The sequence below is a fragment of the Salegentibacter sp. UBA1130 genome, from assembly GCF_002311535.1.
In the GTDB taxonomy this organism is placed as follows: Bacteria; Bacteroidota; Bacteroidia; order Flavobacteriales; family Flavobacteriaceae; genus Salegentibacter; species Salegentibacter agarivorans.
In genome coordinates this window covers 74969-100697 of the sequence record NZ_DCAP01000031.1, presented here as the reverse complement: position 1 = coordinate 100697, position 25729 = coordinate 74969, and the positions used below count along the sequence as shown (strand labels likewise).

29 protein-coding genes are annotated in these 25729 nt (G+C 36.4%); 8 read left to right on the top strand and 21 right to left on the bottom strand.

The window, feature by feature from the left end:
• Window positions 1-77 precede the first annotated feature (77 nt).
• Window positions 78-584, top strand: a complete 507-nt coding sequence (locus B4F31_RS12160; protein WP_286761395.1) for a DUF4199 domain-containing protein — start codon at window positions 78-80, stop codon at window positions 582-584.
• On the opposite strand, the gene B4F31_RS12155 is transcribed toward B4F31_RS12160, so the two are convergent.
• From B4F31_RS12155 to B4F31_RS12140, 4 genes are read right to left on the bottom strand one after another with little or no spacing between them, the layout of a single operon-like run.
• A complete protein-coding gene (locus tag B4F31_RS12155) occupies window positions 557-1258 on the bottom strand; it encodes a peptidoglycan DD-metalloendopeptidase family protein (protein ID WP_286761394.1) in 702 nt (233 codons plus the stop codon). The two genes, B4F31_RS12160 and B4F31_RS12155, sit on opposite strands and share 28 nt — an antisense overlap.
• 56 nt (window positions 1259-1314) lie before the next feature.
• Window positions 1315-2712, bottom strand: coding sequence for a hypothetical protein (locus B4F31_RS12150; RefSeq protein ID WP_286761393.1), 1398 nt, complete (start codon window positions 2710-2712; stop codon window positions 1315-1317).
• The gene (locus B4F31_RS12145; RefSeq protein ID WP_208224881.1) at window positions 2693-3313 is read right to left on the bottom strand and encodes a hypothetical protein; all 621 of its coding nucleotides are present in this window, start codon (window positions 3311-3313) and stop codon (window positions 2693-2695) included. Before B4F31_RS12145 ends, B4F31_RS12150 begins: the two co-directional genes overlap by 20 nt.
• Window positions 3297-3842, bottom strand: a complete 546-nt coding sequence (locus B4F31_RS12140; protein ID WP_075326179.1) for an RNA polymerase sigma factor — start codon at window positions 3840-3842, stop codon at window positions 3297-3299. The genes B4F31_RS12145 and B4F31_RS12140 overlap by 17 nt, the downstream gene beginning before the upstream one ends.
• 154 nt (window positions 3843-3996) lie before the next feature.
• On the opposite strand from B4F31_RS12140, the gene B4F31_RS12135 reads away from it, so the two are divergent.
• Window positions 3997-4560, top strand: a complete 564-nt coding sequence (locus B4F31_RS12135; protein WP_075326178.1) for a DUF2911 domain-containing protein — start codon at window positions 3997-3999, stop codon at window positions 4558-4560.
• A gap of 143 nt (window positions 4561-4703) precedes the next feature.
• Here B4F31_RS12135 and B4F31_RS12130 read toward each other — a convergent pair whose 3' ends face one another.
• Complete coding sequence (locus B4F31_RS12130; protein WP_075326177.1) at window positions 4704-5138, bottom strand: organic hydroperoxide resistance protein; 435 nt, start codon at window positions 5136-5138, stop codon at window positions 4704-4706.
• A gap of 95 nt (window positions 5139-5233) precedes the next feature.
• Between B4F31_RS12130 and meaB the strand changes: the two genes are divergently transcribed.
• Window positions 5234-6322, top strand: a complete 1089-nt coding sequence (meaB, locus tag B4F31_RS12125) for a methylmalonyl Co-A mutase-associated GTPase MeaB (RefSeq protein ID WP_093301907.1) — start codon at window positions 5234-5236, stop codon at window positions 6320-6322.
• On the opposite strand, the gene B4F31_RS12120 is transcribed toward meaB, so the two are convergent.
• From B4F31_RS12120 to B4F31_RS12105, 4 genes are all read right to left on the bottom strand, one after another.
• The gene (locus B4F31_RS12120; RefSeq protein ID WP_075326175.1) at window positions 6319-6888 is read right to left on the bottom strand and encodes a phosphatase PAP2 family protein; all 570 of its coding nucleotides are present in this window, start codon (window positions 6886-6888) and stop codon (window positions 6319-6321) included. The two genes, meaB and B4F31_RS12120, sit on opposite strands and share 4 nt — an antisense overlap.
• A complete protein-coding gene (locus B4F31_RS12115) occupies window positions 6888-7118 on the bottom strand; it encodes a hypothetical protein (protein ID WP_075326174.1) in 231 nt (76 codons plus the stop codon). Before B4F31_RS12115 ends, B4F31_RS12120 begins: the two co-directional genes overlap by 1 nt.
• Window positions 7119-7120: 2 nt before the next feature.
• Window positions 7121-8491: an MATE family efflux transporter gene (locus B4F31_RS12110; protein WP_286761392.1), complete on the bottom strand. Its 1371-nt coding sequence runs from the start codon at window positions 8489-8491 to the stop codon at window positions 7121-7123.
• Window positions 8492-8573: 82 nt separating this feature from the next.
• Window positions 8574-9992: a M20/M25/M40 family metallo-hydrolase gene (locus B4F31_RS12105; protein ID WP_286761391.1), complete on the bottom strand. Its 1419-nt coding sequence runs from the start codon at window positions 9990-9992 to the stop codon at window positions 8574-8576.
• Window positions 9993-10293: 301 nt separating this feature from the next.
• Between B4F31_RS12105 and B4F31_RS12100 the strand changes: the two genes are divergently transcribed.
• A complete protein-coding gene (locus B4F31_RS12100) occupies window positions 10294-10824 on the top strand; it encodes a hypothetical protein (protein WP_394333630.1) in 531 nt (176 codons plus the stop codon).
• A gap of 5 nt (window positions 10825-10829) precedes the next feature.
• On the opposite strand, the gene B4F31_RS12095 is transcribed toward B4F31_RS12100, so the two are convergent.
• From B4F31_RS12095 to B4F31_RS12065, 7 genes are all read right to left on the bottom strand, one after another.
• A complete protein-coding gene (locus B4F31_RS12095) occupies window positions 10830-11996 on the bottom strand; it encodes a sigma-54-dependent transcriptional regulator (protein WP_093301900.1) in 1167 nt (388 codons plus the stop codon).
• A gap of 1 nt (window position 11997) precedes the next feature.
• A complete protein-coding gene (locus tag B4F31_RS12090; RefSeq protein WP_075326169.1) occupies window positions 11998-12906 on the bottom strand; it encodes a DUF6268 family outer membrane beta-barrel protein in 909 nt (302 codons plus the stop codon).
• On the bottom strand, window positions 12890-13831 hold the full coding sequence (locus tag B4F31_RS12085) for a mechanosensitive ion channel family protein (protein ID WP_075326168.1): 942 nt from the start codon (window positions 13829-13831) through the stop codon (window positions 12890-12892). Before B4F31_RS12085 ends, B4F31_RS12090 begins: the two co-directional genes overlap by 17 nt.
• 3 nt (window positions 13832-13834) lie before the next feature.
• A complete protein-coding gene (locus B4F31_RS12080) occupies window positions 13835-15127 on the bottom strand; it encodes an ABC transporter permease (RefSeq protein WP_093301897.1) in 1293 nt (430 codons plus the stop codon).
• Complete coding sequence (locus B4F31_RS12075) at window positions 15120-16049, bottom strand: ABC transporter ATP-binding protein (protein WP_286761390.1); 930 nt, start codon at window positions 16047-16049, stop codon at window positions 15120-15122. Before B4F31_RS12075 ends, B4F31_RS12080 begins: the two co-directional genes overlap by 8 nt.
• Window positions 16050-16356: 307 nt before the next feature.
• Window positions 16357-17484: a molecular chaperone DnaJ gene (gene dnaJ / locus B4F31_RS12070; protein WP_075326166.1), complete on the bottom strand. Its 1128-nt coding sequence runs from the start codon at window positions 17482-17484 to the stop codon at window positions 16357-16359.
• Between the two features lie 30 nt (window positions 17485-17514).
• A complete protein-coding gene (locus B4F31_RS12065) occupies window positions 17515-18108 on the bottom strand; it encodes a nucleotide exchange factor GrpE (RefSeq protein WP_075326165.1) in 594 nt (197 codons plus the stop codon).
• A gap of 171 nt (window positions 18109-18279) precedes the next feature.
• On the opposite strand from B4F31_RS12065, the gene B4F31_RS12060 reads away from it, so the two are divergent.
• Window positions 18280-18948, top strand: coding sequence for a YceI family protein (locus B4F31_RS12060; protein WP_075326164.1), 669 nt, complete (start codon window positions 18280-18282; stop codon window positions 18946-18948).
• A 78-nt stretch (window positions 18949-19026) separates the two neighbouring features.
• On the opposite strand, the gene B4F31_RS12055 is transcribed toward B4F31_RS12060, so the two are convergent.
• The 3 genes from B4F31_RS12055 to B4F31_RS12045 all read right to left on the bottom strand — a co-directional run bounded on the left by B4F31_RS12055 (window position 19027) and on the right by B4F31_RS12045 (window position 21182).
• Window positions 19027-19929, bottom strand: a complete 903-nt coding sequence (locus B4F31_RS12055; protein ID WP_286761389.1) for a TIGR01777 family oxidoreductase — start codon at window positions 19927-19929, stop codon at window positions 19027-19029.
• 70 nt (window positions 19930-19999) lie between these two features.
• Window positions 20000-20674: a tRNA (5-methylaminomethyl-2-thiouridine)(34)-methyltransferase MnmD gene (mnmD, locus tag B4F31_RS12050; protein WP_075326162.1), complete on the bottom strand. Its 675-nt coding sequence runs from the start codon at window positions 20672-20674 to the stop codon at window positions 20000-20002.
• A gap of 1 nt (window position 20675) precedes the next feature.
• Window positions 20676-21182 carry a DUF4920 domain-containing protein gene (locus tag B4F31_RS12045; protein ID WP_286761388.1) on the bottom strand — a complete coding sequence of 169 codons (507 nt, stop codon included), beginning with the start codon at window positions 21180-21182 and terminating at the stop codon, window positions 20676-20678.
• 103 nt (window positions 21183-21285) lie between these two features.
• Here B4F31_RS12045 and B4F31_RS12040 point away from each other — a divergent pair, with 103 nt between their 5' ends.
• Complete coding sequence (locus tag B4F31_RS12040; RefSeq protein ID WP_075326160.1) at window positions 21286-22353, top strand: branched-chain amino acid aminotransferase; 1068 nt, start codon at window positions 21286-21288, stop codon at window positions 22351-22353.
• 110 nt (window positions 22354-22463) lie between these two features.
• On the opposite strand, the gene B4F31_RS12035 is transcribed toward B4F31_RS12040, so the two are convergent.
• Both B4F31_RS12035 and B4F31_RS12030 read right to left on the bottom strand, forming a co-directional pair.
• Window positions 22464-23492: a Gmad2 immunoglobulin-like domain-containing protein gene (locus B4F31_RS12035; protein WP_286761387.1), complete on the bottom strand. Its 1029-nt coding sequence runs from the start codon at window positions 23490-23492 to the stop codon at window positions 22464-22466.
• Window positions 23493-23535: 43 nt separating this feature from the next.
• Window positions 23536-23922: a nucleoside triphosphate pyrophosphohydrolase family protein gene (locus B4F31_RS12030; RefSeq protein WP_286761386.1), complete on the bottom strand. Its 387-nt coding sequence runs from the start codon at window positions 23920-23922 to the stop codon at window positions 23536-23538.
• Between the two features lie 323 nt (window positions 23923-24245).
• Here B4F31_RS12030 and B4F31_RS12020 point away from each other — a divergent pair, with 323 nt between their 5' ends.
• Window positions 24246-25277: an SRPBCC family protein gene (locus B4F31_RS12020; protein WP_075326157.1), complete on the top strand. Its 1032-nt coding sequence runs from the start codon at window positions 24246-24248 to the stop codon at window positions 25275-25277.
• A gap of 6 nt (window positions 25278-25283) precedes the next feature.
• On the top strand, window positions 25284-25658 hold the full coding sequence (gene crcB, locus B4F31_RS12015; protein ID WP_208224863.1) for a fluoride efflux transporter CrcB: 375 nt from the start codon (window positions 25284-25286) through the stop codon (window positions 25656-25658).
• The last annotated feature ends 71 nt before the right edge of the window (window positions 25659-25729 follow it).

Genomic DNA, 25729 nt, shown 5'->3' with positions numbered 1-25729 from the left:
CCTAAATAGAGGAACTTTTAAACAGCCCTTTCTTTTTTTGAGTACATTAGCTTTTCATTCAACCAATCATCAAAAAAATGAAAAACTACCAAATAGAAATAAAGTGGGGCGTAATTTTCTTCGCTGCATCTTTACTTTGGATGTATTTTGAGAAACTCATGGGCTGGCACGATGTGCTCATTGCCAAACACGCTATTTACACCAACTTTTTCGGTTTAATTGCAATAGCAATTTACTTCTTTGCCATTCATGATAAAAGAAAGAATTTTTTCCGCGGAAAAATGAGCTGGAGACAGGGATTCGTTTCGGGAGTAATTTTAAGTATTGTTATTGCCTTACTCTCTCCTATTGGCCAACTAATTACACACTATCTTATTTCTCCCGAATATTTTGAAAACGCTATAGAAAGCAGCGTAGAAAGAAATGCTATGAAGCAGGAAGATGCTGAAGCTTATTTTAACTTAAGCTCATATATAGTACAATCTATAGCCGGTGCATTAATGATGGGTGTAGTAACCTCAGCTATTGTTGCATTGATTTTAAGAAAAAAAAATAATCAGGAGTTTTTCAATTTGAGCAAATAATTGGGATCTGGGCAGTTTTGTAGATAGAAGTCCAATTCCCGGCGGGAAGTAACCCCGGGAAAATCCCCTATTTTTTCAACTAAATCTTCAATTATCTGAAAATGTAAATGTGGTGCATAATCGCCATTTTCTTCAGGTGTTCCCAATTCAGCAATTTTTTCGCCTTTTTTCACAGAACTCCCCGGAACAAGACCGTTTAATGAAGATTTACTTAAATGACCATAAAGGGAATAGAACTTCTTTTCTTCAAATTCGTGTTCCAAAATTATGGTTGGGCCGTAATCTCCGAAACTGGAATTATCATTAAAACTATGAATTCTTCCATCTAAAACCGCTAAAACATCGGTATGTGCATCAGCCCAAAAATCCAGGCCTAAGTGTATATTCCTGTTAAAATCTTCATCTTCAGAAGTTGTAAAAAGCTCACTTCTCTTATAAAGTTTTCGTACTTCAGAATAGCCTCCAAAAGCCACCTTTTTTTCGAAGGCATTTAAATATTCGGCTATATAATTAGAAAAAGCCCGGGAAGAAGAAATATCTACTTTCCCGAGCTCTACATTGTTTTCAGATAAATCTATAATTATATAATCTTCTTCTTTTAAATTCACATCCAGAACCTGGGTAAAACCCGGTGTTAACTGCGAAAGAAATTCAGAAAAATTTGTGGTTCCCATAAGCGATCTTTAAAACGATTTACCGTTTAAGAATCGCTAAAATTACACCTTGAAATTTAATTTAACAAGACATCGCTAAAATTAGCTTGAATGCTAATATTCCCTCCCGAATCTTTAGTTTTATGAAATCCCGTAAGTTTTTTATTATCGTAAGATTCGCTACTTGTTACCTTTAAAGAACCAGGATGTTTAATATCGCTCTGGGTGCCACTATACATAAAATTAAAAGCTGATGAAGGCAAACCAAGTTCCAGATCGCTATTCTCTAAATTAATATCTAGATTTTTAAAATTAGCCCCTACTCTTGCAATATTCAACTCCCCAAAATTTCCCGATAAAATCCCGGTATCTTCAAGCTCCTCAATATTTACATTACTGGAATTGGAACTTAATTTGATGCTTTTAACCTTCTTAATTTTAAAGTTTTTTACATACCTGGCATCCATTATTCCATAAATCCAATAGTTGATGTTCACCGGAGTGTAAGCTGCCTCTACATTAGTACTTTTACCGCTTATCCTATCGGCGGTTAGTTTACTGTGAGAAAGATCGGCGTGAAGATTATTCGTTGTACCCGAAAGGTTTACATCCCCGTGGCGTACATCAAGATTAAGCTTTGCGTTTTTAGGCATTTTTACTTTAATGGTCTTTTTGGCCTTAGAATTACTTAAACCTATCACTTTTGGTTTTCCATTTTCTGCATCACCAAAACGGGCTTCCATTTGCGCTCCAAAAGATTCGCCCCAGGCTTCCATATCATTACCAAAACTTTCGGCCCATTTTTCCATAGACTTTTCAAGCTCTTCACTATTTATTTCCATCTTCATTTCAAAATTCTTCTCCCATTTCTCGGCATTTTTTTCAAACTGAGAAGCCCATTTTTCCATATCTTTTTCAAAATCTTCACCAAAATTCGCTTCCATTTGCTTTTCAAACTTCGCAATGTATTTGTCACCGTCTTTTTTATAAGCTTCATAGTCAAATTTGATATTGCCCATTTTTTCACTGAATTCTGGCGGAAGCGGCGCTCCCATACTTTCTCCCATACTTTGCATCAAAGGCGTCACCAAATTATTCATTAATGGCTCCAGCATCTGCGGAAGACTGGCCAGTGGTTTTTCCAATCCGCTTAGATCTATATCTCCGCTCCACTGCATTCCCCCGCCTGAAGAAATATTTACTTCTGAAGCATTTCCGGAAGTATTTAATTTCCAGGCCGCAAGAATATCTTTTATTTCACTTTTTTCAATTTCACCAGTTTCCAGAGAGGCTTCAATTTGCACTTCATTTTTATCCCAGTATTCTACAATAATATTGGTGTGACTGGCATCAATTTTCACTTCTACATCGCCGGAGGTTTTATAAGTTTTATCCAGCTTTTTTGTTTGCGCGCTCAATGTTACCGGAAGGCAGAGCAGCAGCGCAACTATTAAATTATACCTCGTAGTTTTCATATTCGTTGTCTTTTGATTGTTTAATTTCCTTTAATTTGCTTTTTAGCTTATATAGCAAGTCTAATCTAAGCTGAAGATTCGCTATCATCGCTTCCAGGGTTTGCTCGTTTGGCCCCGCTTCTTTAATTTCTGTATTTAAGCGTTGGTATTCCTTATCCAGTTCAGCCATTTGGTTCATAAAAGAATCTATAAGGGCTTTATTTGCGGGTGTAATATTGATCTTGGAAAGTTCAATATTAAGACTGGCCATATAATAATCTTCAATCTTCTTGAATTCAGGTGAAACTTCACTTAGCTGAAAATTATTTTCAGTTGTTCCCGGCTTATTTTCTTTTTCTTCTGAATTTTCCTGATTTGGAGTGTCAGCTACCGATGGCTCATTCGTAAAATTATCTCCCCCTGAATTCAGAAAAAAGAATCCCACGCCCAGCGCAACAATTAAAACCGCTGCGATCTTTAGAAAAAAGAACGTATTATTCTTCTTTTCTACGGGAAATTCTTTCTCCAGGCGATCTTCAAATCGCTTTTGGTGCCCTTTGGGTAAAGTGTTGGGTTTAGGCTCCTTCTCGTTCCTGAACATTTCTCTAATATCCTGTGCCATTTTTTATAGTCTTTAATTCTTCCTGCAATTTTTTCTTACCTCTGTGCACTAAAGTCCGCGAGGCTACCGGACTAATATTTAAAATCTCTGATATTTCTTCGTGGTCATAGCCTTCCATTAAGAACAGCATCAGTGGATATTTATATTTTTCGGGAAGTTTTTCCATACTTTGCTTTATTTCTTCCATTCCAATCCCATCGTCTACCTGCCAATTATCGTCTTCTTCGGCTGTGCTCAATACCTGTTCATTAATAGCAACTAATTCCAGCTTTTTCGCTTTTAATTTATCTATACACTTATTAATTACAATACGCTTAAGCCAGGCGCCAAAAGTAACTTCCCCCGTAAATTGTTGCAGTTTTGCAAAAGCTTTTATAAAAGCTTCCTGCATCGCGTCTTCTGCCTCATAAGGATCTTTCAAAAAACGCAAGGCCACATAATGCATTCCCTGGCAATACTGATTGTAGAGCTTCAGCTGGGCCCTGCGATCTTTGTTTTTACAGGCTTCTATTAATTGATGCTGTATCATTTTCTTTGATTGGTTGTACTTTAAAGACGAAACTATTTTTGCAATGTTGCAAGCTTCTGTTATTTTGTAGCTGAAAATACGTTTTTTCCTTTTTAAAGCCTGAAAAATTAGTTTGCACGCTTTTTGAACTGTAGTATTTCAAAATAAAATAATAATGAAAAAACCGGTAAAAACGTTTTTAAAGATTGGCGGAATTATTATTGTCTTAGCCGCTGTAGTGGTATTTATAATGCGCTACAGTACTAAAGCTCATAGTCCCGAAGCCACCGTAAATTATACACAGGGTGATTTGAAAATAGAAGTTTTTTATAACCGCCCTTATAAAAAAGAACGGGTGATTTTTGGTGAACTGGTACCTTATAATGAAGTATGGCGTACCGGTGCCAACGAAGCCACTACTTTTGAAACCAATAAAGATATAATGGTAGATGGTTCCCTTTTAGAAGCCGGGAAATACACCTTGTGGACCATCCCCATGGAAGATTCCTGGAAGGTGATTTTTAATAAAAATATGTATCCCTGGGGAATTGATATGGAGGAAAAAGCTTATCGTGATCCTGAGTTTGATGCGCTGGTACTGGAAGTTCCTACCAAAGATTTACAAAGAACTATTGAACAATTTACTATAGCTTTTAATGAAGAAAATGAATTTATAAATTTAAACCTGGCCTGGGCCGAAACGCTGGTTAGTGTTCCTATAAAACCTGAAAAAGCATAAAAAATTAAACCTCACAGGGTCATAAAATCCTGTGAGGTTTATAATTTAAGTCACCCTGAACTTGTTTCAGTGTCTAATTTCTTAAAGTCTTAGATGCTGAAACAAGTTCAGCATGACGATAACGAAATTTCGAAAATATCACCTTAATCTTCGTCTACTAAAAGATTAAGCGTCACATCTATATTGTCTCTTGTGGCTCTAGAATAAGGGCAAATCTCGTGGGCTTCATTTACAATTTTTTCACCAGTTTCAACATCTACACCTGGTAAATAGCAGTCTAATACTACAGATAGTTGTAAATTTTCTTCCTCATCAGTCAGGCCTAATTTTACTACTGCGCTCACACTAACATTTTCATCTATATCTATACCGTGATTCTTAGCAGCTAACTGCAATGCACCTCCAAAACAAGCAGAATACCCCGCTCCAAATAATTGCTCCGGATTGGTATAATTTCCGCCTTCACCGCCCATAGATTTTGGCATACTTAATTTTACGTCCAATATTCCATCATCACTTTTGGCGTGGCCTTTTCTTGCTCCTTTTGTAGTTACCGTTGTTTTATACAAATTTTTCATCGTTATTTAAGTTATATTAATTAGGCCTGAATATACCAAGCATAAACAAGGCTCCCAAAGATCGAATTCATAAATTTGTCATAAATAAGTATAGTTTGAGCGAGAAGAACCAAAAATCGGCATTAAGTGAATCTGGCAGTAAGCCGGCCTCGGCGAATGTGAATCCAAAATCAGCTCAAAAGATTAGAGCTTCCCGAAAAAATAAATTTGAGGAAGAAGATTTGCTTCAGCAACTTCTAAATGGAAATAAGACTGCATTAGGCCGTGCAATTACTTTGGTAGAAAGTAATCAATTTTCACATAGAAAAAAGGCGCAACAGTTATTGGAAGGCGCCTTGCCCTATTCTCAAAAATCTATTCGAATTGGAATTACAGGCGTGCCCGGCGTGGGCAAAAGTACTTTTATAGAAAGTTTTGGCTCATATTTAATCGAACAAGGAAAAAAAGTAGCGGTACTGGCGGTAGACCCCAGTAGTAGTGTTTCCCACGGAAGTATTTTAGGTGATAAAACCAGGATGGAAAACCTTGTAAAAGAAGAAAATGCTTTTATACGGCCATCGGCTTCGGGTTCTTCTCTTGGTGGGGTGGCCAAAAAAACCCGCGAAAGTATTATTCTATGTGAAGCTGCAGGCTTTGATGTTGTGCTTATTGAAACCGTTGGGGTTGGCCAAAGTGAAACCACGGTGCACAGTATGACCGATTTCTTTTTATTGCTGAAACTGGCCGGAGCCGGAGACGAACTACAAGGCATAAAACGAGGAATTATAGAGATGGCCGATGCAATTGTGATCAACAAAGCTGATGGAGACAATATAAAAGCTGCAAGGGAGGCAAAACTGGAGTTTAACCGTGCGCTCCAACTTTACCCAAGCAAAGAAAGCGGCTGGAAACCAAAAGTTGCTCTTAGCAGTGCTTTAAAGCAAACGGGAATTGATAGTGTTTGGGAACTGATTAAAGAATTTGAAAAGCTAGGAAAAGAAAATGGTTTTTTCCTGAAAAACAGAAAAGAGCAGAATAAATTCTGGCTTCTACAAACTATAAACGAACATCTAAAAAACCGCTTTTACCAAAATCCTGTGATGAAAAACGAACTTGAAATTCAATTAAAAGCTATAGAAAATAATAAGATAACCGCTTTCGCCGCAGCCGATTTATTAATTGAAAAGTTTGAAAATCTGGATTAATTCTTTTTGAAAATTTTCTGCTGTGCCCATTCGTGAAGTTTATAGAAAATAAAGCCTAAGAGCCCACCAATCAACATTCCTACAAGTATATCTCCCGGATAATGCACTCCTAGATAAACCCGACTATAAGCTACAAGTAAAGCCCAGGCAACTAACCAGAATATCATTTTAGGAAAGACTTTTCTAAATAATAATCCAAGAAAAATAGCAACGCCCATCGAGTTAGAAGCGTGTGCTGAAAAGAAACCATAAGAACCGCAACGAACCGCCACAAACCGGGTATATTCCATAATGCCTTCCTGCCGGCAGGGTCTTAAACGTTCAAAAGCATCTTTAAAAACATTTCCTAATTGATCTGTAGCGGTAATTAATAAGGTTATAAATACCACCGTGACCAGGCTTGATTTCCAACCGAATTTCCTAAAAATAAGGAATAAAAGTAAAGCGTATAGCGGGATTGCTGTCCATTTATCGGTAATGAGCAGCCAAAGCCAATCCCAGGTTTCATTACCGAGATTATTTAGCCAAAGAAATAATTTATGATCTAACTCTATTAATTTCTCCATTAATCGTCCTCGTATCTTGCAATTTCCCTATCGTAAAATTCTGAAGCTTCTTTAATAAGGTTTTCGGTTTCATTTTCAAGTTCTTCTTCATCGTGCTGATCAAATTCTTCCAGCCATTCTACTTCATCGTTCTCAAGATTAATGATAAATCGTGGGAATTCGGTATGTATTACGAAGATAGCAGTGGGATAGTCGGTATTATCACCGAGAAGAAATTTAGGGAAATCCATAATTATATTTTTGATTGAACAAGACTAGACTCTTGCAAAATAAGTTTTTTTGTTAAATAGTTAAATCGAATGTACAACATTAATGCCGAAACAGAGAGCCCGGCAAGGAGCCCAAGCCAGATTCCCATACTTCCAAGATTTTCGGCTTTGCCAAAATACCAGGAAACAGGAAAGCCAATAATCCAGTAAGAAATAAAACAAATTACCGTGGGAATTTTCACGTCCTGAAGACCTCTTAAAGCTCCCAGAATAACCACCTGCAAACCGTCACTAAGCTGAAATAACGCAGCTACAACTAATAATTGGGCAGCAAGTAAAATCACCTCGGCATTATCTATATAAAATGTAGGCAGCCAATCTTTAAGCAGAATAAAGCCTAAAGCAAATACTGCTTCAATTAAAAATACAAGCAGAAATGTTGAAAATGCAATTCTGCGTAAATCTTTAAAATTAGCAAGACCTTTTTGATTTCCTACCCTAATAGTAGCTGTAACTCCAAGTCCAACAGCAATCATAAAAGTCATTGAAGCGAGATTCAAAGCAATTTGGTTTGCCGCTTGTGGATTAGTACCCAACAAACCGGCAAGGAATACGGTAGCGGTAAAAATCCCAACTTCAAAAAGCATTTGCAGCGCCGTTGGAAAACCGAGGTTTAATAATCTTTTAAATACATCAGAGTTTAGAGATTCCTTTTTTCCCCATTTGAAATATTCGGCAAATTTCTTTTTTCGTCTCAAAATTTCCCAAACAAACCATAACATAAAGAATCGGGAAATCAAGGTACCAATTGCTGCTCCTTCTAATTCCAGTCTTGGAAAAATCCAGATTCCGTAGATTAAGAGGTAATTAAAAATCACGTTTACCACGTTAGCAATTAAAGTGGCATACATGGCATATTTTGTTTGCGAGAGTCCGTCAGCGAATTGCTTAAATGCCTGGAAAATCATTAAGGGAATCATTGAAAACGCCACGATATTAAGATAGGGAATGGCAAGTTCTACCACCTCTGGCGGTTGGTCTAAATAATACAATACCGGTTTCGCTATGAGTAAGGTGAGAAAAAGAAGAATTCCATTAATAATACATAAAATTACACCGTGGTGAAAATAGCTTCTGCCTTTATTTATATCCTGCGCGCCATCGGCTTCAGCAATTAAAGGTGTAATGGCGAAAGAAAAACCAATTCCTAAAGAGAGGGCTATAAAAACCAGCGAATTTCCCAGGGAAACCGCCGCTAGTGGTGCCGGCCCTAATTGGCCAATCATTAAATTATCTACCAGCCCAACTAATACATGGCCTAATTGCCCGAGCATTACGGGAAAGGCAATATTTAAATTTTTGCTGAATTCTTGTGTGTAGGCGCTTAGCTGCAAAACATAATTTTAGGCGGCAAAGATAGTAGGATTTTGCTGCTCTAAAATTTAAATTGCGATAAAGAATAATTAAATTTTAAATCTAAAGTTTCTGATCTTTTTCCAGATTAATTCGCTTTATTCCATACTTATCTACTAAATAGATCAATGAAGTCATTGTAGCAGCTCCAAGTTCCAGCTCACGTTTGTTTACGTGTTCAAAGGTATCAGTTGCCGCGTGATGATGGTCAAAATATCTTTGTGAATCTGGTCTTAATCCCGCAAGTACAATATCTCCCTTTTTCAACGGACCAATATCGGCTCCACTTCCACCTTTTTCAAAATAATGAATCAGGTAAGGTTCAAAAAGTGGTTTCCAACTTTCAATTTGCGCAAATTGAGCATCATCGGCTTCAAAAGAAAATCCGCGAGTAGTGAATCCTCCGGCATCACTTTCTAAAGCAAAAATGTGATTTTCGTTTTTACTATGTGCTACATCGGCATACTTATTCCCGCCGCGTAAACCGTTTTCTTCATTCATAAAAAGTACCACCCTAATGGTTCTTTTAGGTTTATGGCCGGTTTCTTTAAATAAGCGCAAAACCTCCATAGATTGCACTACACCCGCACCATCATCGTGAGAACCATCTCCCAAATCCCAGGAATCCAGGTGGCCGCCAACTACCATAATTTCTTCCGGAAATTCGCTACCTGCTATTTCCCCAATTACATTGTAAGATTGTACTTCGCCGTGATTTTCTGAACTCAATTTAAAATAAAATTCAAGGTCTTTTTTCAGCTTCAAAATTCCGGAAAGATATTCGGCATCTTTAGTACTAATCGCCGCAGCTGGAATTCGTTTACTATTTGGTAAATCGCCATAGCTCATTGACCCCGTATGCGGATTTTCATCTATTTTATGACTTAAAGAACGTACAATTACGCCGGCAGCACCGTATTTAGCAGCGGCTTCAGCCCCCGAATAACGCTGATCTACACACCCGCCGTACGCCTCAAAAGTTTGAATAAGTTCAGGATTCATTGGGCGATTATAAAAAACAATTTTGCCCTTTATTTCATCTTTATAATTTTCTAAATCTTCAATTCCCTGCACTTCTATAACATTTGCTTTTAAACCGCCGGTAGCAGTGGCAACAGAGCCCCCAAGAGCTGTTATACTTACTTCTGTAGTCATTCCCGGGCCGGTTTGTATATAAGCGTGTTCACGAGCTCCACGCGTCCATTTTGGAACCATAACCGGTTGTAGCCAAACCTTATCAAGACCAAGTTCTTCTAACTGTGTTTTAGTATATTCTACCGCTTTTTGCGCATTTAACGAACCCGATAACCTACCTCCAATTTTGTTAGAAAGATGGTCCAGCCAATTGTAGGCTTTACCATTTACCAGCGCAGCAGAATATATCTCCCTAATTTTAAGAGAATCTTCTTTAGTTTCAGGAGCCTGTGCATTAAGATTTAGTGTAAGAAAAAGGCCAAAAAAGGCGAAAATGTATAATTTCATCGGGAAAATAGGATTTAAATTTTCATGTTTTGACTGCTAAAATAAATATTCCTTTGGAAGCTTCTATTTTAATTCTTTATAGTTTCTATAAAATTTAGGAAACAATTTCTAGCTACCTGTGTGATAACAAAGAATATGCCTTAAAAGTATTTGAATTTGCAGAATTTTAATCGACTTACTTTAAACCTAAAAAAAGATAAATTTTATATCTTCGCCGCTAAATTATAGCAGTTTGAACAAAGCAGAAAAAGAAGAGATAATTACCAAAGTCACCAGCCTTTTAAAGGAAATCCCGTCCTCTATGGATATTGTAAAAAAGGGAGGTAACCGTCACAAACGTTTTGAATATCTCGCCACACATATGGTAGAGAAGGCGATTGAAAAAGACGCTCTTATTATTTCTGAAAACCGAATGGGAATTGCTATTTTATTTAAAACCAGCAAAAAAGACGATAACTTTCTGAAAGATATTTGGAGCCAAATTGGTTTGGTTTTAAATGTTACCGGAATAAAAAACGCTTATCGCATTGTAAAAAACCAGAATTATATTAAAAAACAACGCCCACAAACCGGGGAATATCTTTACTGCTGGTTCTGGGGTATTTTGGCTGAATCTCGCGGTGCAGATACCCAGGTTGGTAAAGAAATGAAAGACGAATTTTACCGCCAGGCAATAGAATATCAAATTCCACTATATGCCGAAACCAGAATGCGTAAAAACGCACTGGTATATCAGCGATTTGGATTTGAATTATTCCACGAATGGCAACACCCAAGCGGAGATACTATGTATTTTTTAAGATATAATCCGCCGCCGAAAAAAATCGATTAAATTCTCTAAAATTTGCTTCCGAAGAGTTTTACGTCTTCTTCAGTAATTTTATCGCCCCCTAAAATAATGAGCCGTTCTACAACATTACGAAGTTCACGTATGTTTCCGCGCCAGTCATATTCTTTAAGAGTTTTTAAGGCATCTTCGGTAAATTCTTTTTTACCCGAACCATGTTCTGCAGAAATCTTTTCGCTAAAATAATCTATAAGTAAAGGAATATCTTCCCGGCGTTCATTTAGCGACGGTACTTCTATTAAAATTACCGCAAGCCTGTGATATAAATCTTCCCTAAACTTTTTGTCTTCTATTTCTTTTTTTAAGTCTTTATTGGTTGCTGCAACAACCCGAACATCTACTTTTATGTCTTTGCCGCTACCCACGCGGGAGATTTTATTTTCCTGAAGCGCTCTTAAAACTTTGGCTTGCGCCGAAAGACTCATATCACCAATTTCATCAAGAAAAATTGTACCTCCATTGGCAACTTCAAACTTACCGGCACGATCTTTATTTGCTGAAGTAAACGCCCCTTTAACGTGACCAAAAAGTTCACTTTCTATTAATTCTGAAGGGATTGCAGCACAATTTACCTCTACCATTGGCCCTTTTGAACGTTCACTTTTTTGATGTATCCAGTGAGCCACCAATTCTTTCCCTGTACCATTTTGCCCGGTAATTAGCACCCGGGCATCTGTAGGAGCTACTTTTTCAATAAGTTCTTTAATACGCTCAATCCCTTCTGATTGGCCTACCATTTCAAAATTCTTACTAACTTTTTTCTTAAGCCGTGTATTCTCTACAACAAGCTCTTTGCGGTCTAGTGCATTGCGAACGGTATTAAGCAGTCTATTAAGATCTGGTGGTTTTGCGATATAATCAAAAGCGCCTACTTTCATTGTATTCACGGCGGTATCCAAATCTCCGTGACCAGAAATCATTACCACGGGAATTTCAGGCTTTATTTTCATGATTGCCTCCAGGACTTCTACTCCATCCATTTTGGGCATTTTAATATCACAAAGTACAAGATCATAATCTTCGTCTTTTATCTTTTCAATTCCTTCCAGGCCATCTCCTGCTTCTTCAACTTCATAACTATCATTTTCTTCGGTAAGGATTTTAACTAAAACCCTTCTAATTGCTGCTTCATCTTCTATTAATAAAATACGTGCCATATTATAAAATACTAAATTTTAAGCCGCCACGGGCGTAGAATGTATTGTTTTCGTCTATTGTATACAGGTCCTCCCTGTCTTTATCTCTTAATCTAATATCATTCATAACCGTATAACCGGCATAGGTATAAAATGCTATATTATCTGTGATATTATACTGGTATCCCAAACCGCTTAAAACTATGGTCATAGACATACTTTCTGCAAGCCGGTTTGCGCCAGGATTTGTTTGCGGATAAGGATTAAAGTTTTGCTGAATATTAGCAAAAAACCCATCTAATGTTACAAATCCCTGAACTTCATGTTTGTTGTTAAAATAATATTTCAGGTTGGTTTTAGGTATTCCAAGCCCATAAGACCAATTTTCATCAAAACGCTTATAATAATTTATTACAGGCAATGGAAACGGAAAACCGGTTGTGGTAGAATAACTAAGTCCCAAAATAAGCCGCCAGGGTTCTATGTAACGCTCATCTTCTTTAATTTTTATAAAATAAACCGACCCGGTGTAAATAAAATCATCTTTAACCAACTCACTGGTAGCGAAGTTAGAAGCAATTTTCACCCCGGTCTCAGCGCCAAAACGCCATAACTCGTTCATTTTAAATGTGTAGCCTATTTTACCTGTAAAAGATTGAAACCTATCCAGGTTATTGGTGGTAAAAGCTTCGCTATTTTTATATTTAAAATTTACGTTTCTATATTCTACTCCCGGAATTAAATAGGCTCCTTTTCCATTTAATTTAATGGGTAAATTAACAAAGGTTCTAAATCTACGAAATGAATTATCTGAATCTGACTGCGGAAAATATGTATATTCTATTCGGGCTAAATCTGTAGTTTGGGACGTTGCCGGAAAAGTTACAGCTCCTAACATCAGGAAAGCTATAATTTTAAAGGTCTTCATCATTTTTTGATAAATTTTGGGTTAGGTTTTGGGTAGGATAAAAATGCACATCCCGCTGTGGAAACGGAATTGTGATGTTATTTTTCCTAAATTCTTCATCTATTTTAAATCTAAGCTCACTTTTAATTTTTGGATCTACAAAGCTATCGGTTACGTAAAAATGGAGTGAAAACACTAAAGAAGATGCTCCAAAATCGTCAAAGAGAACAAATGATTCAGGGCTTTTCACAATACTTTCGTTTTCACTGGCACATTTCAACAAAATATCTTTTACTTTTTGGGTGTCACTCCCGTAGGCCACACCAACCTGAACGCCTTCCCGCGTAGTTGCATGGTTTTGGGTATAATTATAAATTACATCGCTAATAAATTTATGATTGGGAATAATCATCACCTTATCATCTCTGGTAAGGGCACGGGTGGTTCTTAGTTTAATTTCAAAAACACGGCCTACCCTGCCTTCCATTTCAATAACATCTCCAACTAAGAGCGATTTATCTATAATTATAAAAACCCCTCCAATAATATCCTGAAAGAGCTCTTGTAAAGCTAAACCTATACCAACAAAAAGTGCAGCCGAAGCTGTTAAAAGTATGGTAATATTTATTCCGGCAGAGCTTAAGGTGATTAAGATTACCACTAAATAGACAAAATATTTTATAAACTTAAAAACGCTTATAAACTTCTGTTTGTCTCCCTTGGCCAGTTTACTTGTAATAAAAGATCTAATTAACCTAAGAACAACACTGGTCACAATAAATGCGATAACTACCAGTAAAATAAGCCCTACAGTTATTTCTATTGGCGTACCACTAACCTCATATTTGAAAAGGATAAGATTCCAAAAGTCCACCAGGCTACCCCAGATATCTTCTTCCACCACTTCTAAGATCGCCTCTGATGTTTCTGATTTTTGCTGTTCCTGCATTCTCTAATATTTGAGCCATTTGAATAGTTCTTTGTAACTGGCTTTTTTACCATACATAAGAATTCCTACTCTATAAATTTTAGCTGCTATCCAAATTACTATAAAATTGGTAATAATTAAAAGTGCTACAGAAATTGCGAGTTCCCACCACGGCACTCCAAAGGGTATACGCATTAACATAACTATTGGAGAAGTAAGAGGCACCATTGAAAAAATAGTAGAAACTGTACCATGCGGATTTTCTATTACCGAAAAGAAACCCACATAAATACCTAACATTAAAGGTAAAATTACCGGAAACATAAATTGTTGGGTATCGGTTTCACTATCTACCGCCGCACCAATTGCAGCGTAAATAGAACTGTAAAGGAAATAACCACCAATAAAATAAATAAGGAAAAATATAATTAATTTAAGAATTGGTAAATTAAGCACATCCATTACCAGCTGCGCTATTTCGGGTTGTGCAATTTGCTCAACCGTCTCTAATTGTGATTTCTGAACAGTAAAAATATCAATGCCTAACACGTAAAACGAAGTCATTGCTAAAACTCCAGCTAATAGTACCCAAATGGTGAATTGCGTGATTCCTGCTAAAGAGGTACCTAAAACCTTTCCCATCATAAGTTGAATGGGTTTTACTGAAGAAACAATAATTTCAATAATTCTATTTGTTTTTTCCTCAATAACACTGCGCATTACCATGTTACCATAAATGATAATAAACATCATTAATAAATAACCCGCAGCGCCACCAAAAAACATTTTTATATAATTAGACATTTTGGACGTACGCTCTCCAGAGAAATTCTGAATTTCAATTCTAACCTCGGTTTTAGCTTCGTTTAATTGGTTTACATCAATACCTCGCTCAATAAGTTCTTCACGTGTAAGCCTATCGGCAATGGTTTTTTCTATAGCCTGGATAGTTCCTAAACCGGGAGATTCTTTCCCAAAAAACTGAACGCCTTGAAGATCTCTATTAATATTTTTAGGAATATATATAAGCCCGTAATAATCCTGTTCATTAACCATTTGTTTTGCTTCTTTAAAGCTCTTTCCAGAAAGGTCTAAATATTGAACCTGTTCCTGATCTTTAAATTCTGAAGCAAACATTTCAGTCTCATCATACAAACCAATAATACGTTGTTCGCTGCTATTCAGCATACTTAAATAAGCGATAAGTGCGAACATCCCAACCAGAATTAGCGGACTTAAAAAAGTCATGATAATAAAGGTTTTATTCCTTACCCGCGCCAAATATTCCCGCTGAATTATAAGCTTTAAATTACGCATGTTGAGTTACGGTTTTTATAAAAATATCGTTTACTGATGGAATAACTTCTACAAAATGATTTATCTTGGCTTTAGCAAGAAGATAATTTAATAATTGGTTAGGAGTTTCACCTTCTTTAAGCTGAATGGTTAATTTAAGATCGTCGTTTATACTTTTAAAATTAGTATTACCAACCACGAATTTTTCTTTTAATTCTGCTAAAAGAGCGGTATCATTTTCTGTTTCCAAACCTACTTCATAGGTGTTAGATTTATATTCCCGTTTTATTTCTGAAACTTTTCCGTCTAATAATTTATTGGACAAATGAATTAAAGCCATATAATCACATAATTCTTCTACACTTTCCATTCGGTGGGTAGAAAAAAGTATAGTTGCTCCTTCTTCTTTAAGCTGAAGGATTTCGTTCTTAATTAAACCAGCATTTACAGGATCAAAACCACTAAATGGCTCATCAAAAATTAACAGCTTAGGCCTGTGTAAAACGGTGATAATAAACTGGATTTTTTGCGCCATCCCTTTAGAAAGTTCCTGGATCTTTTTATCCCACCATCCTTCAATTTGTAATTTCTTAAACCAGTATTCCAGGCGTTCTTTGGCTTCAGCTTTAGAAAGTCCTTTTAATCGAGCCAGGTAAAGTGCCTGCTCCCCAACTTTCATAGATTTATAAAGTCCGCGTTCTTCCGGCAGGTAACCAATATGCGCAATATCATTGGGCTGTAAATGTTTGCCGTCTAGATAAACCTGGCCCTTATCTGGCATGGTAATTTGGTTAATTATACGTAGCAAAGTGGTTTTTCCTGCACCATTAGGACCTAAAAGACCAAAAATACTACCACGCGGAATGGCTATTGAGACATTATTTAGTGCAGTAAAATTGCCAAATTGTTTGTAGATATTTTCTGCTACTAAAAGATTTTCCATATAAAAGTGTTGGTAAAAAAAATAAAATAGCTCGAGAGATAATTCACCGGGCATTCATAGCAAACAGCTGTTTAATTTTCCGGGCAATTATGGCTAATGTTAATCTTCATTATCGAGTAAATATATTGAAATCACCCGAGAGATGTTTTGGATTAAGAAGAAATTATAACTTTCCAGATTGCTCTAAAAAACAAAACCCACCCTTAATAAATTAAGGATGGGAAAAAAATTGCTATGAAAAAGAAAAATTATCACTAAAAGACTTAGTGATAATCAAATATATAAATTTTTTCTTAAAACCGGGGTTCTAAGAAAACATATCTTTAACTTTTTCAAAGAATGACTTATCACTTTTCTCCGGATTCGGCTGGAAGTTCTCGTCTTCAGCCATTTTCTCAAAGAAATCGCGTTGTTCTTTATTTAAATTTTTCGGGGTCCAAACATTTACATGGACCAATAAATCCCCTTTGCCGTAGCCGTTAAGATTTCCAATTCCTTTTCCTCTAAGTCTAAGAATTTTTCCAGATTGGACGCCTTCTTCAACCTTTATTCTCACTTTACCGGTTACAGTATCTATTTCTCTTGAAGAACCTAAAACAGCTTCAGACAAACTAATGTACAAATCGTAATGCAGGTTATCTCCTTCACGTTGCAGGCTATGGTGCTCTTTTTCTTCAATAGCTACCAATAAATCTCCTGGAACTCCATTACCCGGAGCATCGTTTCCTTTTCCGGCAACTTTTAACTGCATTCCATCTTCAACCCCAGATGGGATTTTAATAGAAACAGTTTCTTCTTTTTGTACCAATCCGTGCGCATCAGCCTCTGGCGGTCTATGGTCTATAATCTGTCCAGAACCGCTACAAGCTGTACAAGGCGATGCAGTTTGCATTCTTCCTAATATCGTATTGGTTACACGAGTTACCTGGCCTGTACCTTTACAGGTAGTACATGTTTTATAAGTTGTACCGGGAGCCTGGACTTTTCTTTTTACCTTAATCTTTTTCTCGGCACCATTAGCAATTTCTTCTAAAGTAAGACTCACCCTAATTCTAAGGTTGCTTCCTTTAGCACGTCTTTGGCCACCGCCAAAACCGCCACCAAAACCAGAGAAGCCTCCGCCACCACTGAAGCCACCTCCAAAGATGTCTCCAAACTGGCTGAATATATCGTCCATATCCATTCCGCCGAAGCCTCCGCCTCCGCCGCCACCTTCAAATGCCTGGTGGCCAAACCTGTCGTAACGGGCTCGTTTATCTTCGTTGCTAAGTACTTCGTAAGCTTCAGCCGATTTTTTAAACTTTTCTTCAGCCTCAGCATCTCCCGGATTCTTATCTGGGTGATACTTAATGGCCATTTTTCGGTATGCTTTCTTTATTTCGGCGGTTGAAGCATTCTTACTAATGCCTAATATGTCGTAATAATCTTCTTTCATGGTCTCGTTTTGCGAATTCTAAAAAAGCTTTTATTTGCCGGTTACAACCTTTGGATACCTAATAATACGATCTCCTAATTTGTAACCTCGCTCTACTACATCAACTATCTTGCCCTTAAGCTTATCTTTAGGTGCTGGTATTTGGGTAATAGCTTCGTGAATTTCGGAATCAAAGGCATCGCCTTCTTTCACATTCATTGCCTCAAGCCCTTTACTGTTAAGCGTTTCTTTAAATTTATTGTGAATAAGTTCTACGCCCTGTACTAAATTTTTATCACCAGATTTTCCAATTTCTTTTAAAGCTCTGTCAAAATCGTCTAAAACTGGCAACATGGCGGTCATTACTTCCTGGTTGGCAGTTTTAAAAAGCTCTAAACGCTCTTTAGAAGTTCTTCTTTTGTAATTTTCAAACTCTGCAAAAAGACGTAAAAATTTATCTTTTTCTTTTTGAAGATCTTCTTTTAGCTTTTCTTCCTCAGTAAATTCAGGCGAGTCGTCATTGTTATCCTCGTTTTCCTTTTCACCTTCTACCTCGTCTATAGCTTCATCTATAGCATCTTCAATTTGATCTTTAACAGGTTGGTCCTGTTGCTCTTCTCTTATATCTTCTTTCTTATTGCTCATTTTTATGCATTTTAATACAGCCTCAACGGGTCAAAATCATTGCCAATAATGATTCGGTGTCAAAATGTCACTACGCAATAATTCTTAAAATTATTTAGTAAATATTTAGCATTAGGGTGTATGAAGTTTATGTAATTTTGCAGACTAAAATAAAACTAAATTTTAACACAAATGAGAAAATCAATTTTAAGCACTTTTGTAATTGCAGCTTTTTTAACTGCGGTTGTAGGATGTAAAAACGATAAAAATAAAGCAGAAACTTCTGAAGCTAAAGATGCAGCTACTGCTCAAGCTGAAGCTATGGAGTTTTCAGTAGATACTTCGGCTTCTACTATTGAGTGGAAAGGTAGCAAACCTACAGGTGAGCATACTGGTACTATTAAACTTGCTGAAGGTACTTTTAGTGCTAATGACAGCATTATTGAAAGCGGAAATTTCGTGATTAATATGCAGTCTATTAATGTAACCGATCTTGAAGGAGACGATAAAAAAGATCTTGAAGCTCATTTAATGGGAACTGTAGAAGGTAAAGAAGGAGATTTCTTTAACGCTACAAAATATCCGGAAGCTACTTTTGAAGTAACTGAAATTACTGAAGAAAACGGCCAGAAAATGCTATCTGGTAACCTTACAATAAAAGAGGAAACTAAAAACGTTACTTTCCCGGTTAGCATTAACCAATCTGATGATAGTATTGAAATCACCAGCGAAGAATTCACTATAGATAGAACAAACTGGAATGTGAATTTTGGTTCTAAATCTGTTTTTGACGGACTTGGAGACAACTTTGTAAGTGACGATATTACTTTAAAAGTTAATCTTAAAGCTACTAAAGCTTAAGAAGATTCAAAATTTGAATACAAAAAAAAGGCTGCCAAATTTGGCAGCCTTTTTTAATGCTTAAAAACTTCAGTAACCCTAAATTAAATCTTCCAGGGCTTTAGAGAGGTTTACATATTTAAAATTATAACCTTCCTGTTCTATTTTATCACTACTCACCAATTGACTGGACAAAACCAGGCGGGACATTTCTCCCAGCACTAATTTAAGTGCTACTTTAGGAACATTAGGCAACCAAACTGGTTTCCCCATTTGAGAAGCCACTTCGTTAACCAGTTCTTTATTAGTAACAGGATTTGGTGCTACAGCATTATAAACGCCGGTAAGCTCTTTTTCTAAAGCGAACATAAATATCCCACTAATATCGTCTATATGAATCCAGGATTGCCACTGTTTCCCATTTCCCAAGGGAGAACCTACATTAAAGTTTACCGGTTCTTTTAATTTTTGGAGCATTCCGCCGTTTTTAGCAAGAACAAGTCCTATTCTAATTTTAGCTACTTCAATGCCCAGGTCTTTAAAATTATCTACAGCTTCTTCCCATTTTACCACCACTTCTCCTACAAAAGAATCATCTACCCCCTGGTCTTCTTCAGTATATAATTTCTCCAGGGAACTTGGGTAGATACCTATGGCACTGGCTGAAAGCAGGTTTTTTACCTCGTGCCCATTTTCCTGTAAACAAGTGTAAAGTAAATTTGCCGTTTCGGTACGGCTCTTTAAAATTTTCTTCTTTTGTTCTGGCGTCCATCGTTCTGCAATACTGGCACCAACAAGATTTATTATAGTATCTACGCCTTCTATGGCCTTACTGTCTATTTCATTCTCGTTAGGATTCCAATAAAAACCTTTATAGTCTGTTTTGTTTTCCAGCTTGTCTTTACTGGTAGAGAGGTAATGAACTTTTATTCCTTTTTCCTGACACAACCGACTAATTTTAGATCCAATTAAACCGGTAGCTCCTGTGATTAATACTCGCATTTTTCTTTACAAGATAGCAACAAGTATAAACCTCAACTAAAGTTTATCACCTATTTAACAGCAAAATAGCCTACTTTTTTAATGCTCTTAACATTTCTCGTTTACCTGGAGGCCCGGGAAGCCTTTCAACTATAAAACCTGCAGTTTGCATAGCCCTTCTTACACTTCCTTTTGCCGAATAAGTAACTAAAACCGAGTTATTTTTCATCGCAGCGAACATTCTGGAAAAAATATCTTCAGTCCATAGTTCGGGTTGAACCCTGGCACCAAAGGCATCAAAAAACACTAAATTATATTGATTAATATCTTCAATTTCTTCAAAGCGCTGCTGTTGTTTTTCAAGCTGAAAATTTTCTGAAATATCTACTTTTTTATTCCACGGAATTTCGTGCATACTTCGAAAAGTTTCTATTTGATTTTCTGCGGAAAGCATTTCGGCATAATTCAGTGCTTTTATTTCAGAAGTTGAAACGGGATAAGCTTCTACCCCAGTATAATCTATCTTTAATTGAAGCTTTTGAGCTTCCAAAAAAGTAATAAACGCATTTAGGCCGGTACCAAAACCAATTTCCAAAATAGCGGGATTTTTTTTCTTATTTAGTTCAACCCAGTATTCCAGGCCCATTTTTATAAAAACGTGCCGGGCTTCCTGTATTGCACCGTGTTTAGAGTGGTATTGCTCATCCCATTCGCTTAAATGAATAGTAACCGAGCCATCGCCGGTCTTTATAATTTTTCTTTCCACATTATTCCTTTAAAAGTACGCCGTTCGCAATAAACGCCCTGGAAACCTCAGGGGAAGTAATTGCTGCTATTTCTGCTTCAGATTTCCCTTCATCTTCGGCATAATGTTTTTGATCTTCAATAGACATTTGGTTTATAAAAGCTTTTCCTTCTACAATCAAATCGGTATTTTCGCTGTCTTTCGGTACAAAAAATCCATAATCTTTAAAAGTCACTCTTACATCTTCCCCTTCAGGAAGTTCTAAAATCATCCAGCAACCTCTCTTTTTACAAACATTATTGATTTTTGATTTAAATTTTAAATCTAAAGTATCACCGGGTTTCAGGGAATTGAATTTATTAAGAGCTTCGCTGGAAGAAATAGCACTTTTTGAACTTATTTCGGCTCCAAAAGAATTATAAGAAGTGGTATTGTTTTCAGCTACAATTTCTGTCTCTTTATTAGATTTTTCATTTTTACAGCCTATAAATATTAAGGATAAAGCCAATATAGCAGCGAATTTTTTCATTTTCCTATTTTTAGTTAAAACCTTGCAAGTAAACAAATTTACCAAAACTTTAGATTTTGATTCTGTTTTAATTTAGGTAAATTTGTTAACTAAATTAATGATAATGAAATACGATACTAACCAGCTTGAAATTAATAAAGTCCAAAAATCTAAGATTGAAGAGGTAAATTTTGAAAACCTGGTTTTTGGCGAAATTTTCACCGATCATATGTTTGTATGTGATTATGAAAATGGCCAGTGGCAAACCCCTAAAATTACACCTTATGGGCCAATTCAACTAGATCCATCGGCTAAAGTATTTCATTATGGGCAAGCAGTTTTTGAAGGAATGAAAGCCTACAAAGATGATGAAGACCAAATTTGGCTTTTTAGACCTGAAGAAAATTATAAAAGAATAAATAAATCCAGCGCCAGATTGGCAATTCCTGAATTTCCAAAAGATTATTTCTTCCAAGGATTGGAAGAATTATTGAAATTGGATAAGGATTGGATAAAGAAAGGTTTTGGGAACTCGCTGTACATTCGTCCGTTTGTAATTGCTACCGAGGAATGCGTTTCTGCCAATCCTGCAACGAAATATAAATTTATGATTATTTGTTCTCCCGCCCAGGCTTATTATAGCGGCGAAGTAAGAGTTCAGTTTTCAGAAAAATACAGCCGTGCTGCCGATGGTGGTGTTGGAGCTGCCAAAGCTGCCGGGAATTATGCCGCGCAGTTTTACCCTACCAATCTTGCTAAAGAAGCCGGGTTTCAGCAAATAATTTGGACCGATGCTAATACGCATGATTACCTTGAGGAAGCTGGAACAATGAATATTTTCTTTAGAATTGGAGATAAACTTATTACTGCTCCTACCAGCGATAGAATTTTAGATGGAGTTACAAGAAAATGCGTGATAGATCTCGCAAAAGATATGAATATTGAGGTTGAAATTAGAAGAGTTCCAGTTTCAGAAATCGTTGAAGCCGCAAGGAAAGGTGAGCTAAAAGAGATCTTTGGTTCAGGGACCGCGACAGTTATTAACCCGATTGCCGGTTTTGGATATAAAGACGAAAAATTTGAACTACCAAAAATGGAAGATTCCTACGGAAAATCTTTTAAAGACCGCCTAATGAAAATTCAATACAACCAGGCTGAAGACAAGCACGGTTGGAGATACCAGGTGAAGTAATTTTTCCTGATTTATATAAATTAAACCTCACAGATTTAAAAACTGTGAGGTTTAATTTGCTTTAACCTGAAGTTGTTTCAGATTCTAATTTTGAACTATTCCTGATTAAATTATTCCGATGGGAAACGTACCGGCAGCGTAAATTTTCTATCTAATTCAGGTTTTCCTGAAGCATTTGATTTTTCAAAAATTAAATAGCCTTTTTTATCTTCAGGAAAATTGCCAAAAGACAGTTCGGTAGAGAACGGCACAAAATCGTTGGTCATCCATTCACCTTTCGCTTTTATAGAAGTTTCTGCCAGGGTAATATAATTTTTATCAACTAATCTAACAGGCGCTTCGGCTTCAAAAAACCAGGTTCCGCGTGCTTCACCAGAAATTTGTATGGGAGAATTAATAAGCGTATTTACCGCAGGTTTTTCAACTTTTATAAGATCTGAAAGTTCTTTACGCTCTTCAGCATTCTTCCTAAAAAAATAAAGAGAGCTCATTATTTTATCCAGTTGCATCTTACTTTTTTCATTAATTTCTCCTGAAAACCTCACTTCATCTTCACCCATTGGATCGCATTCTTGCATAGGCTTTGATTCTCCCCCGGTTGAAATGCAGGTAGCATTAAAATTTTCAATTTGATAATGCACAAAAATACCTCCGTATTCATCCCACTTTTCCGGAGACTGGTAAAACTTTAAATAATAAGCCCAGGCCTCACCGTTTTCTAAAAGGTAAACCCGCGAATCGTTTTTATTAAAGTTAAAAGATAAATCCAGGACCGATTCCCAATTATTAAAAGATTTTTGTTTACCTGAAGGCCCATCTACGCCAAAACCTTTAGGTAATAATGCGATATACGCTATTTCGGGTTCTTCGTGAATAGCGAGCGGTTTACTAATATCAACTTTTTTTGAATAAACATTTACTACAGAGCTGTTTGCCGGTAATTCGTCTTCTAAAACTTCAAAATTTGAAGGATATTCCAGGGCAAAATTCCAGGTACTATCAACATATTTTTGAACTTCATTATTGATTTTTTTAGTATTCTGTTCTTCTTGGTCTTTAGAAGTTTCAGCACTCCCGGGATTATTTTTACAACCAAAAGCTGCAAGTACCAGCAACATAGAGAGTAACGAAATTTTCATACTATTTTATTTTTAAATTAGTCAACAGTTTTAATTTATAAATTCAACCTTTTAGCACTTTCACTATATTGGGTTTACAATAGTTAGAACCTTTAATAACTTTGCCTTTTTCATTATAAAGTGGATTTCCATCTTCACCAAGTTTACTCATATTACTACGCTGAATTTCATTAAAAATGGCTTCAATTTTATGTTCTAGGCCGTGCTCAATAATGGTTCCGCATAAAACATACAGCATATCGCCAAGAGCATCGGCAACTTCGGTTAAATCACCCTTACTTGCAGCTTCAAGATATTCTTCGTTCTCTTCCTTCATTAATTCATAGCGCAAACGATTCTTTGTGGCTCCCAATGATGCCTGCGGATTTTCTGCAATTCCCAGCCTAAAAGTTTTATGAAATTCCTTTACCCCAGCAAGTGTCTTTTTCATCTGTTTATAATTTAAAATCGATTAGAGGTTAAGCCTAAAACCTTAACTTTGCATAAAATTAAATAAAATGTTTAGCACCGGCCAACTCATTTTCGCGGGTTTATTTGTGTTTGTTTTTATAATAATAATTGCATTTAGTTATAAAAAAGACACCGTATTACATAGAAAGCAGTATAAAGGAAGTTTATGGGTGCTTGTAGCATTTCTTGCTTTTATAGGACTTCTATTTATTTTAAAGGGCTTCTTAAATCCGTAGTTTACTTCTTATAAAGTGAATTACTAATTATGTTAAATTAAGTATCTTCGCTTATAAACCCAACAATATGAAAATTTTAAAATATCTATTCTTCCTACTGCTTATTGTAATAATTGCAGGTTCTATTTATATCGCTACAAAAGATGGTGATTACCAGGTTGAAGAAACCAGGGTAATTACAGCACCGGTAGAAATGGTTTTCCAGGAAGTAAATGAATTTAAAAATTGGGAGAACTGGGAACCCTGGTCGGCTGAAGCAGATGATATGATTATTGAATACGGCGCAAAAACCAGCGGCGATAGCGCTTCTTATTCCTGGAAAAGTGAAAACGCGGGCGATGGGGAAATTAAGACTATTTCAGCAAAACCTTATTCAGAAATTGAGCAGGAAATAATTTTTAAAACTCCATTTGGCGAATCTATCAGTGATGTTTACTGGGAATTCAACGAGATAGAAAACGGCACTCAAGTTACCTGGGGAATGAAAGGCAAACAAAGTTTTATGGAGAAACTGGCCTTTACTTTCCAGGATAAATCTATTACTGAAATGATGCGGCCAAAATTCCAGACCGGGCTAAATAATATGGAAAGTGTAGTGCTAAATAAGATGGATAAATACACTATTAATGTAGACGGAGTTATTCAGCACGGGGGCGGTTACTATATGTACACCACCACTGCCAGCAAAATTAGCCAGGTAGATGAAAAAATGGCGTCTATGTTTTCTGAAGTTTCTACTTATATGGATGAAAACGGAATAGAAAAAAGCGGCAATCCGTTTGTTCTTTATAACGAATGGAATGAAAATTCTGGAAACGTAATTTTTTCCGCAGGAATTTTCACTCCCAGCGAAGTAATTACTCCGGCTGCAAGCGAAATTTTAACCGGATTTTTACCAAACCAGAAAGTTTTAAAAACTACCCTAAAAGGAGATTATAAGAATTTAAAGGAAGCCTGGGATAATGCATATAATTATATTGAAGCAAACGATCTTGAAATGGCAGAAGACACAAAGAATTTTGAAGTGCATTTAACATCGCCAGAGAACGTGGCAAATCCTGCTAAATGGATTACACACTTATATATTCCGGTTAAATAAACAAGTATGCTTAAACAACTATTACTGATTTTCTTAGGTGGCGGACTTGGCAGTGCGTTGCGCTACCTCATCAGTAAAAGTTTGAATTTTGAAACTGCATTTATTCCTTTTGGCACTTTTACGGTAAATATCCTGGGAAGTTTACTTTTGGGATTAATCCTGGGAATCGCTGCTAAATCTGATTTTTTCTCGTCTAATATTGTTTTATTTCTTGCCGTGGGTTTTTGTGGCGGCTTTACTACCTTTTCAAGTTTCGCTTTTGAAAATCAGGCACTTTTACGTTCCGGAGATTATCTAAATTTCTTCTTTTACACCTTCGGAAGCATAATTCTAGGAATTTTGGCTGTCTTTTTAGGTCTTTTCCTCTCAAAATTGACCTAGGCCCTGGTCAAAAAATTAGAAACAAATCAAAACACATATGTAATTTAAATTAACCCCTAATTTTTTAGGGG